The following is a 15,932-nucleotide window of genomic DNA, read 5'->3' on the forward strand; positions in this document are numbered from 1 at the left end:
CTGTTTCTTAAGAATTAATAATCACCTAGAGTTTCTGGGTTTTGCGCCAATGCGGTTTCTAATTGTTCATCGCTTGGGGCTTTTCCATGCCAAGCATGGGTGTGCATCATAAAATCTACCCCATTGCCCATTTCTGTGGTCATAACCACACAAACAGGTTTGCCTTTTCCGGTTCTACTTTTAGCTTCTTTTAAACCTGCGATGACTTGATTCAGGTCGTTTCCATTTTCAATTTCCATGACATCCCAACCAAATACCTTGAATTTTTCAGCAACATCTCCAAGGGGCAACACATCTTCGGTGCCACCATCAATTTGTTGTCCATTTCTATCTATCGTAGCGATCAAGTTGTCAACCTTGTTTCCCGCCGCAAACATAATGGCTTCCCAATTCTGTCCTTCTTGCAATTCCCCATCACCATGTAAGCTGTAGATTAAATGATCATCGCCATTCAACTTTTTGGACAATGCGGCCCCAATGGCTACTGACATTCCCTGGCCAAGAGATCCAGAGGCGATTCGAACTCCAGGAAGACCCTCATGAGTGGTTGGGTGGCCCTGTAGGCGTGAATCAATCAAACGGAATGTGTTCAACTCGTCAATTGGAAAATATCCTCTTCTTGCCAAAACACTATAGAAAACAGGTGAAATGTGTCCGTTGGAAAGGAAAAAAAGATCTTCTCCATGTCCGTCCATATCAAATCCATCCTTGAGTTCCATAATTTCATTATAGAGTGCAACAAAGAACTCGGTACAGCCCAATGAGCCTCCCGGGTGTCCTGAATTTACCTTGTGGACCATTCGTAAAATGTCCCGTCTGACCTGGATCACTAAATCCTGTAATTCTTGCGTGTTTGGCATTGTTTTTATTTTATGGTGGCAAAAGTAACCGCAATCGTTATGCTACACAAGCACTAACAAATTATTTTACAAACCTCTTTTTAACAGTTAAACTTTATTTTTTTGTTAAGGCTTTGTGGAAAATGAGATAGCTATATTTGCGGTCTTAAATACCAGTGTTGAAATTTACCTTACTTCAAAAAGATAAAGAGAGCAAAGCTCGGGCGGGAAAGTTGACTACGGACCATGGCGTAATTGAAACACCCATTTTTATGCCGGTGGGAACGGTAGCCTCCGTAAAGGGAGTGCACCAACGGGAATTGAAGGACGAGATAAATCCTGATATTATATTGGGCAATACGTATCATTTGTACCTGAGACCAGGTGTGGAGATTTTGGAACAAGCAGGCGGCTTGCATAAATTTATGGGTTGGGACCGCAATATTTTGACAGATAGCGGGGGCTATCAGGTATATTCCCTTTCCAACAACAGAAAAATAAAAGAGGAAGGGGTAAATTTCAAGTCACATATTGATGGTTCTCGGCACTTTTTCACTCCCGAAAATGTAATGGAGATTCAACGAACCATTGGCGCCGATATAATCATGGCATTCGATGAATGCACACCCTATCCTTGCGATTACAATTATGCCAAGCGCTCCATGCATATGACCCATAGGTGGCTGGACAGGTGTATATCCCATTTGGAAACATTGCCTTTTAAGTATGGTTATTCCCAAAGTTTTTTTCCAATAGTTCAAGGCTCTACCTATAAAGATTTACGAAAACAATCTGCAGAATATATTGCATCAGTTGAGGCCGAGGGCAATGCCATAGGAGGACTTTCCGTTGGTGAACCCGCTGAAGAAATGTATGAAATGGCCGAAATAGTTTGCGACATTCTTCCAGAAGACAAGCCAAGATACCTGATGGGCGTTGGTACACCTATCAATATTTTGGAGAACATTGCCTTGGGTGTAGATATGTTCGATTGTGTGATGCCTACCCGAAATGCACGAAATGGGATGTTGTTCACCGCACATGGTACTATAAACATCAAAAACAAAAAATGGGAAGCGGATTTTTCACCTATAGATGAAATGGGCATCACCTTTGTTGATACGGAGTATTCCAAAGCATATTTACGCCATCTTTTTGCAGCCAACGAATATTTGGGGAAGCAAATTGCCACCATTCATAACCTTGGTTTTTATTTATGGTTGGTACGTACTGCCAGAGAGCGTATTTTAGCTGGAGATTTTAAGGAATGGAAAACCAAAATGGTTAAACAAATGGATAAAAGATTGTAATGCTTACCATTCTTGACAAATATATTTTGAAACGCTATTTGGTTACCTTTTTGGGGATGCTCATGCTTTTCGTTCCTATCGGCATCATGGCCAATTTAGCGGAAAAGGTGGGTAAAATTATCGATAACGAAGCTCCCCTTGCCGAGGTTATCGTGTTCTATGGCAATTTCACCTTGGTCATTGGAAACTTGCTACTTCCCATATTTTTATTCCTATCCATCATATTTTTCACCTCCAAACTTGCCAGTAATACCGAAATAGTGGCCATTTTGAGTTCTGGTGTTTCGTATTGGCGGTTTTTAAGGCCTTACGTTATTGGAGCTACTTTGGTCGCCATTCTTATTTTTTTGATGGGAATGTTTATTGTGCCCCATGCGAGTATCGGTTATAATGAATTTGAGTACGAATATTTTAAAAAGGGGAGACAGGTTCAAGAGACTTCCAACATCTTCAATCAATTAAATGAGGATGATTATTTATATGTGAGCAGTTTTGATCCTGCTCGTAAAAATGGAAGGGATTTTACCTACGAACACTTCAATAAGGACAAAAAGTTGGAATGGAAAATTTCTGCCAGTAGCATTAGATGGATAGAAAAAGACAGTATTTATAGACTTACCAATTATGTAAAACGAAAATTACAGAATGATGTTGAGATTATCGAGACCAAAAGGAGGCTCGACACCATTTTTACCTTTAAAATAGAAGATCTTACACCCGTTTCCTATGTGGCGGAGACCAAAAATCTCTTTGAACTCAATGAGTTTATCGATGATCAAAAACGAAAGGGGGCCTCTAATATCAATGCGTATATTTTGGTAAAGTATAAACGATGGGCGCTGCCAATCGCCGCATTTATTCTAACCATCATTGCCGTGGCTGTTTCTTCCGTGAAACGTAGGGGTGGAATGGGATTGAACCTTGCATTTGGTATAGGGGTTGCGTTTATTTATATCTTTTTCGATAAAGTATTTGGTACTTTGGCAGAACAATCTGGATTTTCCCCGTTACTCGCCGTAGTAATCCCCAATCTCATCTTTGGGGTATTTGCTGTTTATATGCTTATGAAAGCCAAGCGCTAAAAACCAGTGTAATTTTAATCCATCAATTTTTAGGAGTGTGCTGTAAAGTTTTATATTTGTCCCCACCATATTCTGAAATCAACTTTACATGGAGTATCTCGATTTTGAACTTCCCATAAAAGAACTAGAGGACCAATTGCAAAAATGCATGGTCATAGGAGAGGAAAGTGACGTTGACGTCAGCGAGACCTGTCAGCAAATAGAAAAGAAACTCGGAGAGACCCGAAAAGAAATCTACAAGAACCTTACCGCTTGGCAAAGAGTACAATTGTCAAGACATCCCAATAGGCCATACACCATGGACTACATCAATGCTATTTGCGGCGACAGTTTTTTGGAGCTCCATGGTGATAGAAATGTAAAGGATGATAAGGCGATGATTGGCGGTCTTGGTAAAATTGGGGACCAGAGCTATATGTTTGTAGGCCAACAAAAAGGATACAATACCAAGACAAGGCAATATCGAAACTTCGGAATGGCAAACCCGGAGGGATACCGTAAAGCTCTTCGTTTAATGAAATCCGCAGAAAAATTTGGGATTCCGGTGGTGTGTTTGATAGACACTCCAGGAGCTTATCCAGGAATTGAGGCCGAAGAACGTGGCCAAGGAGAGGCCATTGCGCGAAATATCTTGGAAATGACCCGCCTAAAAGTTCCAATTATTGTTGTGATCATTGGTGAAGGTGCTTCCGGAGGAGCATTGGGAATTGGCGTGGGTGACAAGGTGTTGATGTTGGAGAATACATGGTATTCAGTGATTTCACCCGAATCTTGTTCTTCTATTCTATGGCGTAGTTGGGAATTTAAGGAACAAGCCGCAGATGCCCTAAAACTTACGGCCACAGATATGAAAAAGCAAAAACTAGTGGACGAGATTGTTCGTGAACCTTTAGGAGGAGCACATACCAATCGCGAAAAAACCTTCGAGACCGTAAAGCATAAAATTTCCACCCATTTTGAAGAGCTCAAAAAGTTATCACCAAAAGAATTGGTGAAAGCGAGGATGGAAAAATATGCCTCAATGGGCGTTTTCAACGGGTAATTAAGGTTTTACAGCGGTCATTGTTTTTTATTAGATTTTTTCTTCCAACATTTTAGGGTTATTAACAAACTTTCTAAGTTTTCAACATTAACTTTGTTGAAGACCTGTGAACATCACATTCCTTAAATTTAAAGTTAACTAAAGGTTAATTAGCTACATTCGCACTCATGGACAAGCCAAGCCCAATTATCGGTCGCAAAGTGGATAAATCCACGCTCATTAATTTAGAGCGAGGTAAAATTCCACCGCAAGCCGTTGATTTAGAGGAAGTTGTGCTAGGGGCGATGATGATTGATAAAAAAGGGGTGGATGAAGTAATAGATATCTTACATCCCGATGTCTTTTACAAAGATGCACATCGGTTTATCTATGAAGCTATCTTTAAATTGTTTGAATCTTCCGAGCCGGTGGATTTATTAACCGTTTCGTCACAATTGAAGAAAGAAGGACGGTTGGAAGCGGTAGGAGGCGACTTTTACCTTATAAAATTGACCCAAAAAGTAGCTTCTTCGGCACATATTGAATTTCACGCACGGATTATCCTTCAGAAATATATCCAGCGAAGTCTTATTAAAATTTCAAGTGAGATTATTGAAGATGCCTACAGCGAATCTACAGATGTCTTTGATTTGTTGGACAATGCTGAGGCAAAATTATACGAGGTTACCCAGGGTAATTTAAAACGCTCTGCGGAAACAGCACTTGATTTGGTTATTCAGGCCAAAAAGAAGATTGAAGAGATTTCCAATAAGGAAGGAATGAGCGGAATCCCTTCGGGATTTGATAAACTGGATAAATTAACCTCAGGTTGGCAACCCAGCGATTTGGTTATTGTTGCCGCAAGGCCGGGTATGGGTAAAACCGCCTTAACCCTGTCCATGGCGAGAAATATTGCCGTTAATTCCGAGATTCCGGTGGCCTTCTTTTCTTTGGAAATGTCATCAGTACAGTTGATTACAAGGCTAATTTCATCAGAAACGGGGCTTTCGTCAGAAAAATTACGGACTGGTAGATTAGAAAAACACGAATGGGAGCAACTCAATGTTAAGGTCAAAGCCTTGGAAAAGGCTCCATTGTTCATCGACGACACCCCATCACTTTCCATATTTGACCTTAGGGCAAAAGCCCGTCGATTGGCTTCTCAGCATGGTATTAAGCTCATCATAATTGATTATTTACAGTTGATGACCGCGGGCGGAAGTCAAAAAGGAGGAAATCGCGAACAGGAAATTTCAACCATCTCAAGAAACTTAAAAGCGTTGGCCAAAGAACTGAACGTTCCTGTCATCGCCTTATCACAGCTTTCAAGGGCGGTAGAGACCAGGGGAGGAAGTAAGCGGCCTATTCTTTCTGACTTGAGGGAATCTGGTGCTATTGAGCAAGACGCTGATATTGTTTCCTTTATTTACCGTCCAGAATACTACAAAATTGACGAGTGGGACGATGAAGAACGCACTCCAACCCAAGGTCAGGCCGAATTCATTGTGGCCAAACATCGTAATGGTGGCTTAGATAATATTAGGTTAAAGTTCGTTGGCGCTCTAGGTAAATTTGATAACTTGGATGACTTTGATTCCCCATTCGAATTTCAATCGAAGATGAATGCGAATGAGGAAAATCCTTTTGCAACACCAAATCTTCCCAGTACAGATGAGGCATTTGGTAGCGCAATGAATAGCGACGATGACCCAGATAATGACGTGCCTTTCTAAGAAGATTAATCCTATGTTGCCTCGAGCGCAGTCGAGAGGTCTTACCCTATTCTTTTTTCTTTTCATTTTTTTTAAATCCTTTGCATCGGTAATTCTTATTCCTATGGATGCAGAAAGCCAAGAAAACCATTTAAAAGCATACGGTATAACATATTGGGTGCTGACCAAACAACAAAAGGTGCAATGGCTGCTGAACTATAGAGGAGGCTCATTTTTATTGCCGGATGGAGAAGCCATACGAAAGGAATGCCAGATACGGGGAGTTTCTTTTGAGGTATTGTCTAATGCGAAAGCAGAGTCCATTTTAGATGGAATCAGCAGCCCTTCTCAAAATCAAGAAGCGGTAATATTGGAAAAGGCACCAAAGATTGCTGTGTATTCCCCAAAGGGGAACCAACCTTGGGATGATGCTGTAACCATGGTACTGACTTATGCTGAAATCCCATACATCACTATTTATGATGAAGAGGTGTTGGACAATAAACTAGCGCTTTATGATTGGTTGCATTTGCACCACGAAGATTTTACAGGACAATATGGTAAGTTTTATGGGGCATACCGAGCGGCCCCATGGTATATTGAAGGAAAAGCGGAAGCCGAGTCCCTAGCGCAGAAACTTGGCTTCAATAAAGTATCTGAAGAAAAAGGGGCAGTAGCCTTAAAAATCAGAAATTTTGTGATTGGTGGTGGATTTATGTTTGCCATGTGCTCGGCCACCGATAGTTTTGATATTGCCTTAGCTGCTGAAGGTGTGGACATCTGCGAACCCATGTTCGATGGAGACCCTTCGGATGCCAACTATCAGGGGAAACTGGATTTTAGCAGAACCTTTGCTTTTTCGAATTTTGTTTTAGAACGAAACCCTTTACGGTATGAGTTTTCATCCATTGACATGACCAATAAACGAAGAAATGTACCAAAGGAATCGGATTATTTTTCGCTGATGGAGTTTTCGGCCAAATGGGATCCTGTACCAACAATGCTCACACAGAATCATACCACCTTGGTCAAGGGATTTATGGGGCAGACAACGGCTTTCACACGTGATGAGGTTAAACCCACGGTCATGGTCCTTGGTGAAAACAAATTAAATGGCGAAGCACGGTACATCCATGGCATAAAAGGCAAGGGGTTCTTCACTTTTTATGGCGGGCACGATCCCGAAGATTACCAACACAGGGTGGGAGACCCTAAAACCGAATTGGAATTACACCCGACCTCTCCTGGATATCGTCTTATACTAAATAACGTATTGTTTCCAGCGGCCAGAAAGAAGAAACAAAAGACTTAATTCTTCTACTTACTTGTTTTAAATAACTTTCTAAATACTTAGCAGCACTTTTTCCAATTACTTCTAGGGGAATAATCGCTATTCAACAATGAGGTATAGATGATCCTACCATTCTGGAAAAATGGATGTTCACTTTTTTGTTTAATAAAAATATAGTATTATTGTGATATCAAAATAATATCATATGAAACACGAAAAATCAATTAAAGCTTTGAATGGTTACCTAATGTTGCTTGTATTGTTTATTGTGATAGCCATGACGATTGGAGCGTTAATGGTTAGACTCATCCCCGTATTCATAGTTTTTTTCATTGCTGTCATTCTGGTTGCCAAAGGGTTCTTTATAGTCAATCCCAATAGCTCAAGGGTCATGGTTCTATTTGGAGCTTACAAAGGAACGGTTCGGGAGAATGGATTTTTTTGGGCAAATCCTTTTTATACGAGACAACGAATATCACTAAGAGCTCGCAATTTTGATAGTGAACGAGTAAAGGTGAATGACAAGATTGGAAATCCAATCATGATCAATGTAATTTTGGTTTGGCAAGTTGCTGATACATATAAGTCCGCTTTTGATGTAGATAACTATGAAGAATTTGTAAGGGTGCAAACGGACGCAGCCGTAAGAAAACTGGCCGGTTCATATCCCTACGATAATTTTGATGATGAACAGGCAGAATTAACCTTAAGGTCTGGAATGGATGGGGTTAATGAAGCTTTGGAAAATGAAATTACTGAACGTTTGGCTATTGCAGGTATTAAAGTTATGGAGGCTAGAATCGGATATTTGGCCTATGCTCCGGAGATAGCAAGTTCAATGTTAAAACGACAACAGGCAGTTGCCATTGTAGCTGCAAGGAAGAAAATTGTGGAAGGCGCCGTTGGAATGGTGGAGGATGCATTGATCAAATTGTCCACAGATAACATCATTGACTTTGATGATGATAAGAAAGCTTCAATGGTCAGTAACCTCATGGTGGTATTATGCGGTGATAAGGAGGCAGTTCCGGTGGTGAACGCGGGGACACTAAACAGTTAATTCGTGAGTAAAAGAAAATCTTTTGTTCTAAGAATCAACCCAGAAATTTTTAAACAGATTGAAAAATGGGCTGATGACGAATTCCGAAGTGTCAATGGTCAACTGGAATGGATAATAAACAAAAGTCTGAAAGATGCGAAAAGGTTGCCCAAAAAAGAAAAACCGGGAGGAGATGGCTCAGAATGACTCAATATTTTCCTTCAGAAAACGGTTAACTTCTGGTGAGTGAAGTGATAACAGCCTGGTGCTTCGGGAATTTTGATATGAGTTCTTTTCGCGCTGGCAGAACAAAATCGCTAAAATCAAATCCAGGAGCGACAGTGCAACCTACAAAAGAATAACTATTCGCCTCAAGCGTTTGAGCGGCAAACCAATGACCTGCTGGCACAACAAACTGAGGCACTTCACCCTTTAAAAAATCACTCCCCACAATCTGCTCGGAATACTCACCTTTTTCTGAAATGATGTGTAATTTCAAGGGAGACCCTGTATAAAAATGCCATATTTCATCTTGATTTATCTTATGAAAGGCTGAGAAGGTATCCGATGTCAGTAAAAAGTAAATACATGTGGAATAATTTCTTGTACCACTAAATTTTTCGGGAAGGGCATATTGTTCTATTTCCTCAGCACTTCTATAGGTTTCTTTGAAATAACCTCCCTCCGGATGCGGAGTCAATTCAAATTTTTTAATCAAATAATCAATATCGCTCATACCAGTTGTTCCAAGATTCGTTCCACACCAAAATCATTATTGCTCGACGTCTCAAACTTTGATATTTTCTTTACATCTGGATGAGCATTGGACATTGCAAAACTATAGTTGGACAGTTCCAGCATCTCCAGGTCGTTATTGTAATCCCCAAAAACCATAACTTCATCCGCGGAAAGTCCATATGTATGCATTAATTGACCAAGAGCGTATCCTTTGTGTGCATTTTTATGGGAAACATCGACCCAATTGGAGCCGGAAACTTTTACTTTTAATGGGCCTTCCAAATGTTTTACTGCTGGGTAAATATGCTTTTCGGAATTCTCAAAGTGGTAGATGGCAACTTTTAAAACCTGGTCGTTGACCTTGGTTTGATCAGAAACAGCTTCAAACTCCGTATAGTATTCTGCGAGTAGGTTTAGGAAATCGTTTGAATGACCATTTGCGTAGGCTTTGTTATTGCAGCACAGAACCGGATGAGCATCCGGAACATTGGAAAGGGCAGAAAGTACTTCGCTGACATTAATTTTGTCAATGGGGGTAGTAAGCAAAACATCCTCTTTTTGTTTTGTAAAGGCACCATTTTCAGCAATAAAAATCACATCGTCCTTTATTGTTTTCAATTTGTCCACCATGCTGTGATATTGCCTACCACTGGCGGCTACAAATTGGATTTGTTTCTCCCTCAGAGCATCGAAGAGTTCAAAGAATCTATGACTTACCTCATGGTTGGAATTTAGCAGTGTCCCATCCATATCAGAAACCACCATTTTTATATTTGAAAAGTCCATCGCAAATTTTAAAACATCAAAGGTATGGCTTGGGGGCGAAATGATGTAAACTTTGTATTAATTTCACGAAATATGAAATTTTATCAGAAAGAGCTGCGACTTAAGCCCTACAAAAGAGGCTTTCATTTAATAACCGATACCATCGTTGATGCTGTCACCGGGTTGCAGGAGATCAAGGTTGGAATTCTACAGGTTTTTATTAAACATACTTCTGCCGGATTGACGATCAATGAAAATGCTGACCCTACTGTTCGGGTCGATTTTGAAAGTCATTTTAATCAGATGGTTCCTGAAAATGCTCCATATTATATCCATACCTATGAAGGACCGGATGATATGCCCGCGCACATAAAGGCATCTTTGCTAGGCAGTTCGGTTCAGATTCCAATAACCAATGGAAAGTTGAATCTGGGCATATGGCAGGGTATTTACCTTTGTGAGCATCGCGACCATGCTTCTGGAAGGAAACTAGTTATAACTGCTTTTGGAAGCTGAAATTATTTGAATAGTTTTTTATTGATTTTCTTCACCCACATGCGGTACATTTTTTTTGATGGATGTAAGCTGTCCGATGCGATTAAGGAGGGATTTACCCACGCGTTTCTTGACATTTTTGTAATCTCTATGAAAATAGCTCCCTGTTTCTTGGTTTCTTTCTCAATAAATGTGTTATAAGCTTTTAGCTCCCGAACAATTTTTTCTTTATCCTTAAAACGCGCAAATGGGGTGACACTCCAATCAGGAATGGAAAGCACAAAAACGTTTTTTGGCATGTTTTTGGCCATTTGGATGCTATTGCTCAAAAGCAATGAAAACTCCCTTTCGAATACTTCGAAATCCACTCCTTTGTATTGATTGTTAACACCTATCAAGAGGCTAATCCGATCATAACTCGGTTCCAACCGTTCATTTTGAATGGCTGATAATAAATCAGTGGTTGTCCAACCAGCCTTGGCTAAAACTTTGAATGGGGCAATATCAATTTTCTTTTTTCGGGCTTGATGCACAAATTGTAATGGCCAGCTATTCACTCTAGATTCACCAGTTCCAGCCGTATAACTGTCCCCGAGTGCGAGAAACGAAACATTATGGTCCTGTCCAAACGAAATTACCGTTGCAATTATGGCGATGACAGTGGTTGGAAGAGATTTTACCATGCTTCAAATAAAACCTTAAAATACAAAAATCCCACTCAGCCGAGTGGGATTTTTAATAAGCGGGGTAAGTTTATATTAACTCTTATTTTACTCTTTCAACGATTGCTTTAAAAGCATCTGGGTGGTTCATTGCCAAATCGGCCAAAACTTTTCTGTTAAGTTCAATACCGTTGGATTTTACCTTGCCCATGAATTGGGAGTAAGACATTCCGTGCATTCTTGCACCTGCATTGATACGGGTAATCCAAAGTGCGCGGAAATTTCTTTTCTTGTTTCTTCTGTCGCGGTAAGCATAAAGCATTGCTTTCTCTACCGCATTTTTGGCTACTGTCCAAACGTTTTTACGTCTTCCAAAGTAACCTTTGGCTTGCTTCATCACCTTTTTTCTCCTGGCTCTAGAAGCAACTGAATTTACTGATCTTGGCATAATGTTTCATTTTTTTGTAGCAGGCGGTCAATTTTTGACACTTTTATAAGCCTGACTCCATGGTTAATAATTAATGTACCTGATTGAACAATTATTTTAATCGCAATTGTTCTTTAATACTGTTGACATCAGACTCATGTACTAATGTAGAATGTGTCAACTTAAGCTTACGCTTTTTCGATTTTTTAGTCAAAATATGACTCTTAAAAGCGTGCTTCCTTTTGATTTTACCAGAACCAGTAAGCTTGAATCGCTTTTTGGCACTGGATTTTGTTTTCATTTTAGGCATTTTCTCCTATTTATATATTACGCTGAATAAAGCTCAGCATCCCGCTTTAATTTACTTTTTAGTCTTAGGGGCAATGAACATGGTCATTCGCTTTCCTTCCAACTTTGGCATTTGTTCAACCTTACCAAGCTCTTCGAGCTCTTGGGCCAAACGCAACAACAATATTTCGCCTTGGTCTTTATAAACTATGGACCTTCCTTTGAAGAAGACATAAGCTTTAAGCTTGGCACCATCTTTTAAGAATTTCTCAGCATGACGCTTTTTAAATTCATAATCATGGTCATCCGTTTGCGGACCAAAACGTATTTCCTTTACAATTACTTTAGTGGCTTTGGCCTTCATGGCCTTATCCCGCTTCTTTTGCTCGTAAAGAAATTTTTTGTAATCAATAATTTTACAAACTGGAGGATTTGCTTTTGGCGAAATCTCTACCAAATCAAGTTCCAGTTCGTTGGCCTTGGCCAGTGCTTTTGAAATCGGATATACTCCTATTTCCACATTGTCCCCAACAAGTCTGACCTCAGGGGCTGTAATCTTTTCATTGATATTATGAGGGTTTTTGTTTTCCCTCCTTGGTTGGGGTCTAAATCTTCTTCGTATTGCTATGACTTATACTTTTTAATTAAACTCAATTTTTTAGAACGACTTTAAGGTACTATTTATTTCAGTAGATACCAAGTCGGAAAACTTACTTAAGCTGATGCTTCCAAAATCCTCACCTCCATGCCTTCTTACAGCTATGGTTTCGGCTCCTTCTTCTTGCTCACCAACAATGAGCATAAACGGAATTTTTTTGAGCTCAGCCTCACGAATTTTCTTCCCTACCGTCTCATTCCTATTATCAATGAGCGCGCGAATTTCGTGATTTTCTAAAGAATTCAAAACTTTTTCAGCATATTTTTCATGTTTCTCACTGACCGGCAGTACAATAGCTTGAGTTGGAATTAACCATAGGGGGAAATTCCCGCCGGTGTGTTCCAATAACAATGCCACAAAGCGTTCCATGCTTCCAAAGGGTGCACGATGGATCATGATTGGCCTATGAAGCTCATTGTCACTACCTTTATAGGTAAGGTCAAACCGCTCGGGTAGATTGTAATCAACCTGGATTGTACCCAATTGCCATTGTCTGCCCAATGCATCTTTCACCATGAAATCGAGTTTTGGACCATAAAAAGCAGCTTCGCCACTTTCAATTACAAAATTCAGTCCTTTTTCCTCTGCGGCATCTATGATGGCTTGCTCTGCCTTTTCCCAGTTTTCCGCATCTCCAATATATTTTTCAGGTTTTTCAAGATCACGAACAGACACTTGTGCCGTAAAATTTTCAAAACCTAATGAACCCAATACATACAATGATAGGTCAATAACCTTTTTAAATTCATCATTCAACTGATCCGGAGTACAAAAAATATGGGCATCATCCTGTGTAAAACCTCTCACCCTTGTAAGCCCGTGCAGTTCTCCACTTTGCTCATACCTATATACGGTGCCAAACTCGGCATATCGTATGGGTAAATCCTTATAGCTGAACGGACTGCTATTGTAGATTTCGCAATGATGGGGACAGTTCATCGGTTTTAGCAAAAACTCTTCCTCATCTTTGGGTGTATGGATGGGCTGAAAACTATCCTCGCCATATTTTGCATAATGACCTGAAGTTACATAGAGTTCCTTCTGACCAATATGGGGGGTCACCACCATTTCATAACCCGCTTTTTTCTGTGCTTTTTTCAAAAACTGCTCCAAACGTTCACGCAGTGCAGCCCCTTTTGGAAGCCATAAAGGAAGTCCTTGTCCCACTTTTTGCGAAAATGTGAACAATTCCAATTCCTTGCCCAATTTTCTATGATCACGTTTTTTGGCTTCTTCCAAGAGTTCAATATATTCGGTGAGCTCTTTTTGTTTTGGGAATGAAATACCGTAAACACGAGTTAGCTGCTTGTTATTTTCATCGCCTCTCCAATACGCACCTGCAACACTTAAAACTTTGATGGCCTTAATGATTCCTGTATTGGGAATATGTCCGCCTCGACATAAATCAGTAAAAGTGCTGTGGTCACAAAATGTAATGGTACCATCCTCCAGATTCTCAATAAGCTCAACCTTATATTGATTGTCCTGTTCTTTATAATAGGAAAGTGCTTCAGCTTTCGAAATACTTCGCATTTTGTAATCATGCTTTCCTCTCGCAATTTCCAACGCCTTCTTTTCTATCATTGGAAAGTCCTTTTCAGAAATAGATTGCTCGCCAAAATCCACATCATAGTAGAATCCATTTTCGATAGCAGGACCTATGGTCAATTTAATTCCAGGATATAGTTCTTCCAAAGCTTGGGCAACAACATGGGAGGTTGAGTGCCAAAATGCTTTTTTACCTTCATTATCTTTCCAGGTATATAAAACCAGACTACCATCTTCCGTTAATGATGTGGTGCTCTCAACAGTTACTCCATTAAATGATGCAGAAATAACGTTCCGTGCCAATCCTTCACTAATCTCTTTTGCAACCTCTATCGGAGTAACACCATTTTGATGTTCCTTGATGCTTCCGTCAGGTAATGTAATCTTGATCATTCCTTTATATATGATAATAAGCGCACAAAGATAACACCTTGCACCAAGGCACACAATAGAGTTGCAGGTTGATTTATCTCCATTAAAGGAGATGGAAAGTATTGTAAAAACATCAAGGCTCATTAAAAGGTTTATATTAAGGACACAAATTGAAATAATGTATTTTAGGTTGAGTAAAATGAATAAGATGTTTTTGAAGGATCTGATAAAAAGAACGATGTTGCTCCTTCCCTTCATAGGGTTTGCTTTTTGCTATTCCCAAGAAGTGGAAGAATTAATATGGTGGAATCCAATAGAGGAGAATGCTTCTCAATATTTTATTGAAGGACAGGCTTGGCCTAATGAGGTTGAAGGCCCCTATGATCGTCTTCCAAAAAGAGTTGCGGATAATCTGAGCCATGGAGTTTATGATTTGGGAAAGCAATCTGCCGGACTTATGATAAGATTCCGAACAGATGGGTCTAGAATTCATATAAGATATCAGGTAAACAATAAAAGTAATTATGCATTTGAACATATGCCGTCTACGGGAGTAAGTGGAGTGGACCTATATACTTTTGATAACAAAGGAAAAGAAATATGGTGCGCCGCTAACCGCAAGTTTTCAGATACAATCTCTTTTGTCTATAAAAAATTGGGAACTTCAAAAATTATGAGGGAATATAGATTGCACCTTCCATTGTATAATCAAGTAACCAAGCTAGAAATAGGAGTTGATACAAATTCTAATTTTTCACCTTTACCAATAAGAAATAAGAAGCCCATCGTGGTATACGGTACGTCCATTGCTCAAGGAGCATGTGCATCCAGACCCGGAATGGCATGGACAGCTCAATTGAGTAGATTGCTTGATATGCCTTTAATAAACCTTGGTTTTAGTGGCTCAGGTCGATTGGAAATTCCAATTATCGACCTAATGACGGAAATAGACGCTCAGGTTTATATTTTGGATTGTATGCCGAACCTAACCCCTTTAACTTGGCAAAATCTTGGAATTACCAATGATATTGTTTTTAAAGAGCGGATTATAAAAGCGGTTAAGGGGCTAAGGTTAAAACGAAAAAGAACACCAATTTTGTTGGTGGAGCATGCCGGTTATTCAGATGAATATGTTAGTCCTGCGAGCAAGAATCGTTTTGCAAAAGTGAATCAACTCCAAAAAGAAGCGTATGCAGAGTTGATTGATGATGGGATTGAAAATCTTTATTATATGACCAAGAATGACATCAATTTACAAATGGATGACACGGTGGATGGGGTGCATCCAACAGATTTGGGAATGTGGCGTTATGCCCAAGCATATATTCAAAAACTTACGGGCATACTCGAATAGATTGTGGAATTTCGTTTTTAACCCTGATAAGGGTTACTAAAATTAGACTCTATTTTGACTATCCAAGTAGTATTTTTAGCTTGAAAATGAAGTTTTTTTGTTTCCGCAAACCCTTGTAAAACAAGGCGTTTTGAAAGGTTGAATGAGATGTGGACAAAAATCTTTGAAAAATTTTCACGAATAGTTTGGTCAATAGAAAAAAAGGGTTCTATATTTGCACCCGCTTAGCTGATAGGGCCAGGCGTAAAAGAGTGGGATTAGGGGGCTTGATTTGGCCCGATTTTTTTTCTCTTTTGAAGATTTAAGAAGTTCATTTGACATATTGTATAGA

Annotated in this window: 17 protein-coding genes; 9 read left to right on the forward strand and 8 right to left on the reverse strand. The window is 39.7% G+C overall.

The window, feature by feature from the left end:
- Positions 1-14: 14 nt before the first annotated feature.
- Entirely contained in the window at positions 15-860 is an 846-nt protein-coding gene (locus ACULLG_RS09370; RefSeq protein ID WP_452126498.1) for a transketolase, read from the reverse strand.
- Between the two features lie 158 nt (positions 861-1,018).
- Here ACULLG_RS09370 and tgt point away from each other — a divergent pair, with 158 nt between their 5' ends.
- From tgt to ACULLG_RS09405, 7 genes are all read left to right on the forward strand, one after another.
- Positions 1,019-2,149, forward strand: a complete 1,131-nt coding sequence (gene tgt, locus ACULLG_RS09375) for a tRNA guanosine(34) transglycosylase Tgt (protein ID WP_452126499.1) — start codon at positions 1,019-1,021, stop codon at positions 2,147-2,149.
- The gene (locus ACULLG_RS09380) at positions 2,149-3,231 is read left to right on the forward strand and encodes an LptF/LptG family permease (protein WP_452126500.1); all 1,083 of its coding nucleotides are present in this window, start codon (positions 2,149-2,151) and stop codon (positions 3,229-3,231) included. Before tgt ends, ACULLG_RS09380 begins: the two co-directional genes overlap by 1 nt.
- A gap of 88 nt (positions 3,232-3,319) precedes the next feature.
- Positions 3,320-4,273, forward strand: coding sequence for an acetyl-CoA carboxylase carboxyltransferase subunit alpha (locus ACULLG_RS09385; protein WP_452126501.1), 954 nt, complete (start codon positions 3,320-3,322; stop codon positions 4,271-4,273).
- Positions 4,274-4,440: 167 nt separating this feature from the next.
- A complete protein-coding gene (gene dnaB, locus ACULLG_RS09390; protein WP_452126502.1) occupies positions 4,441-5,985 on the forward strand; it encodes a replicative DNA helicase in 1,545 nt (514 codons plus the stop codon).
- A gap of 13 nt (positions 5,986-5,998) precedes the next feature.
- Entirely contained in the window at positions 5,999-7,276 is a 1,278-nt protein-coding gene (locus ACULLG_RS09395) for an asparagine synthetase B (RefSeq protein ID WP_452126503.1), read from the forward strand.
- Positions 7,277-7,460: 184 nt separating this feature from the next.
- Positions 7,461-8,315, forward strand: a complete 855-nt coding sequence (locus ACULLG_RS09400) for an SPFH domain-containing protein (protein ID WP_452126504.1) — start codon at positions 7,461-7,463, stop codon at positions 8,313-8,315.
- A 3-nt stretch (positions 8,316-8,318) separates the two neighbouring features.
- A complete protein-coding gene (locus ACULLG_RS09405) occupies positions 8,319-8,501 on the forward strand; it encodes an Arc family DNA-binding protein (RefSeq protein WP_452126505.1) in 183 nt (60 codons plus the stop codon).
- 25 nt (positions 8,502-8,526) lie between these two features.
- Here ACULLG_RS09405 and ACULLG_RS09410 read toward each other — a convergent pair whose 3' ends face one another.
- Both ACULLG_RS09410 and ACULLG_RS09415 read right to left on the reverse strand, forming a co-directional pair.
- Complete coding sequence (locus tag ACULLG_RS09410) at positions 8,527-9,030, reverse strand: cupin domain-containing protein (protein ID WP_452126506.1); 504 nt, start codon at positions 9,028-9,030, stop codon at positions 8,527-8,529.
- Positions 9,027-9,818 carry an HAD family hydrolase gene (locus tag ACULLG_RS09415; protein ID WP_452126507.1) on the reverse strand — a complete coding sequence of 264 codons (792 nt, stop codon included), beginning with the start codon at positions 9,816-9,818 and terminating at the stop codon, positions 9,027-9,029. The genes ACULLG_RS09410 and ACULLG_RS09415 overlap by 4 nt, the downstream gene beginning before the upstream one ends.
- A 72-nt stretch (positions 9,819-9,890) precedes the next feature.
- Here ACULLG_RS09415 and ACULLG_RS09420 point away from each other — a divergent pair, with 72 nt between their 5' ends.
- The gene (locus ACULLG_RS09420) at positions 9,891-10,313 is read left to right on the forward strand and encodes a secondary thiamine-phosphate synthase enzyme YjbQ (protein WP_452126508.1); all 423 of its coding nucleotides are present in this window, start codon (positions 9,891-9,893) and stop codon (positions 10,311-10,313) included.
- A 2-nt stretch (positions 10,314-10,315) separates the two neighbouring features.
- Here the strand turns inward: ACULLG_RS09420 and ACULLG_RS09425 are convergent, their stop codons facing one another.
- From ACULLG_RS09425 to thrS, 5 genes are all read right to left on the reverse strand, one after another.
- Positions 10,316-10,975 (reverse strand): SGNH/GDSL hydrolase family protein, encoded by a 660-nt coding sequence (locus ACULLG_RS09425; protein WP_452126509.1) that lies wholly within the window; start codon positions 10,973-10,975, stop codon positions 10,316-10,318.
- Positions 10,976-11,057: 82 nt separating this feature from the next.
- The gene (rplT, locus tag ACULLG_RS09430; protein WP_073181708.1) at positions 11,058-11,402 is read right to left on the reverse strand and encodes a 50S ribosomal protein L20; all 345 of its coding nucleotides are present in this window, start codon (positions 11,400-11,402) and stop codon (positions 11,058-11,060) included.
- A gap of 91 nt (positions 11,403-11,493) precedes the next feature.
- A complete protein-coding gene (gene rpmI / locus ACULLG_RS09435; protein WP_073181711.1) occupies positions 11,494-11,691 on the reverse strand; it encodes a 50S ribosomal protein L35 in 198 nt (65 codons plus the stop codon).
- A gap of 51 nt (positions 11,692-11,742) precedes the next feature.
- Positions 11,743-12,297 carry a translation initiation factor IF-3 gene (gene infC, locus ACULLG_RS09440; RefSeq protein ID WP_452126548.1) on the reverse strand — a complete coding sequence of 185 codons (555 nt, stop codon included), beginning with the start codon at positions 12,295-12,297 and terminating at the stop codon, positions 11,743-11,745.
- Positions 12,298-12,327: 30 nt separating this feature from the next.
- Positions 12,328-14,268: a threonine--tRNA ligase gene (thrS, locus tag ACULLG_RS09445; protein WP_452126510.1), complete on the reverse strand. Its 1,941-nt coding sequence runs from the start codon at positions 14,266-14,268 to the stop codon at positions 12,328-12,330.
- A 187-nt stretch (positions 14,269-14,455) separates the two neighbouring features.
- On the opposite strand from thrS, the gene ACULLG_RS09450 reads away from it, so the two are divergent.
- The gene (locus tag ACULLG_RS09450; RefSeq protein ID WP_452126511.1) at positions 14,456-15,601 is read left to right on the forward strand and encodes an SGNH/GDSL hydrolase family protein; all 1,146 of its coding nucleotides are present in this window, start codon (positions 14,456-14,458) and stop codon (positions 15,599-15,601) included.
- The last annotated feature ends 331 nt before the right edge of the window (positions 15,602-15,932 follow it).

The sequence above is a fragment of the Flagellimonas sp. 2504JD1-5 genome (assembly GCF_053618295.1).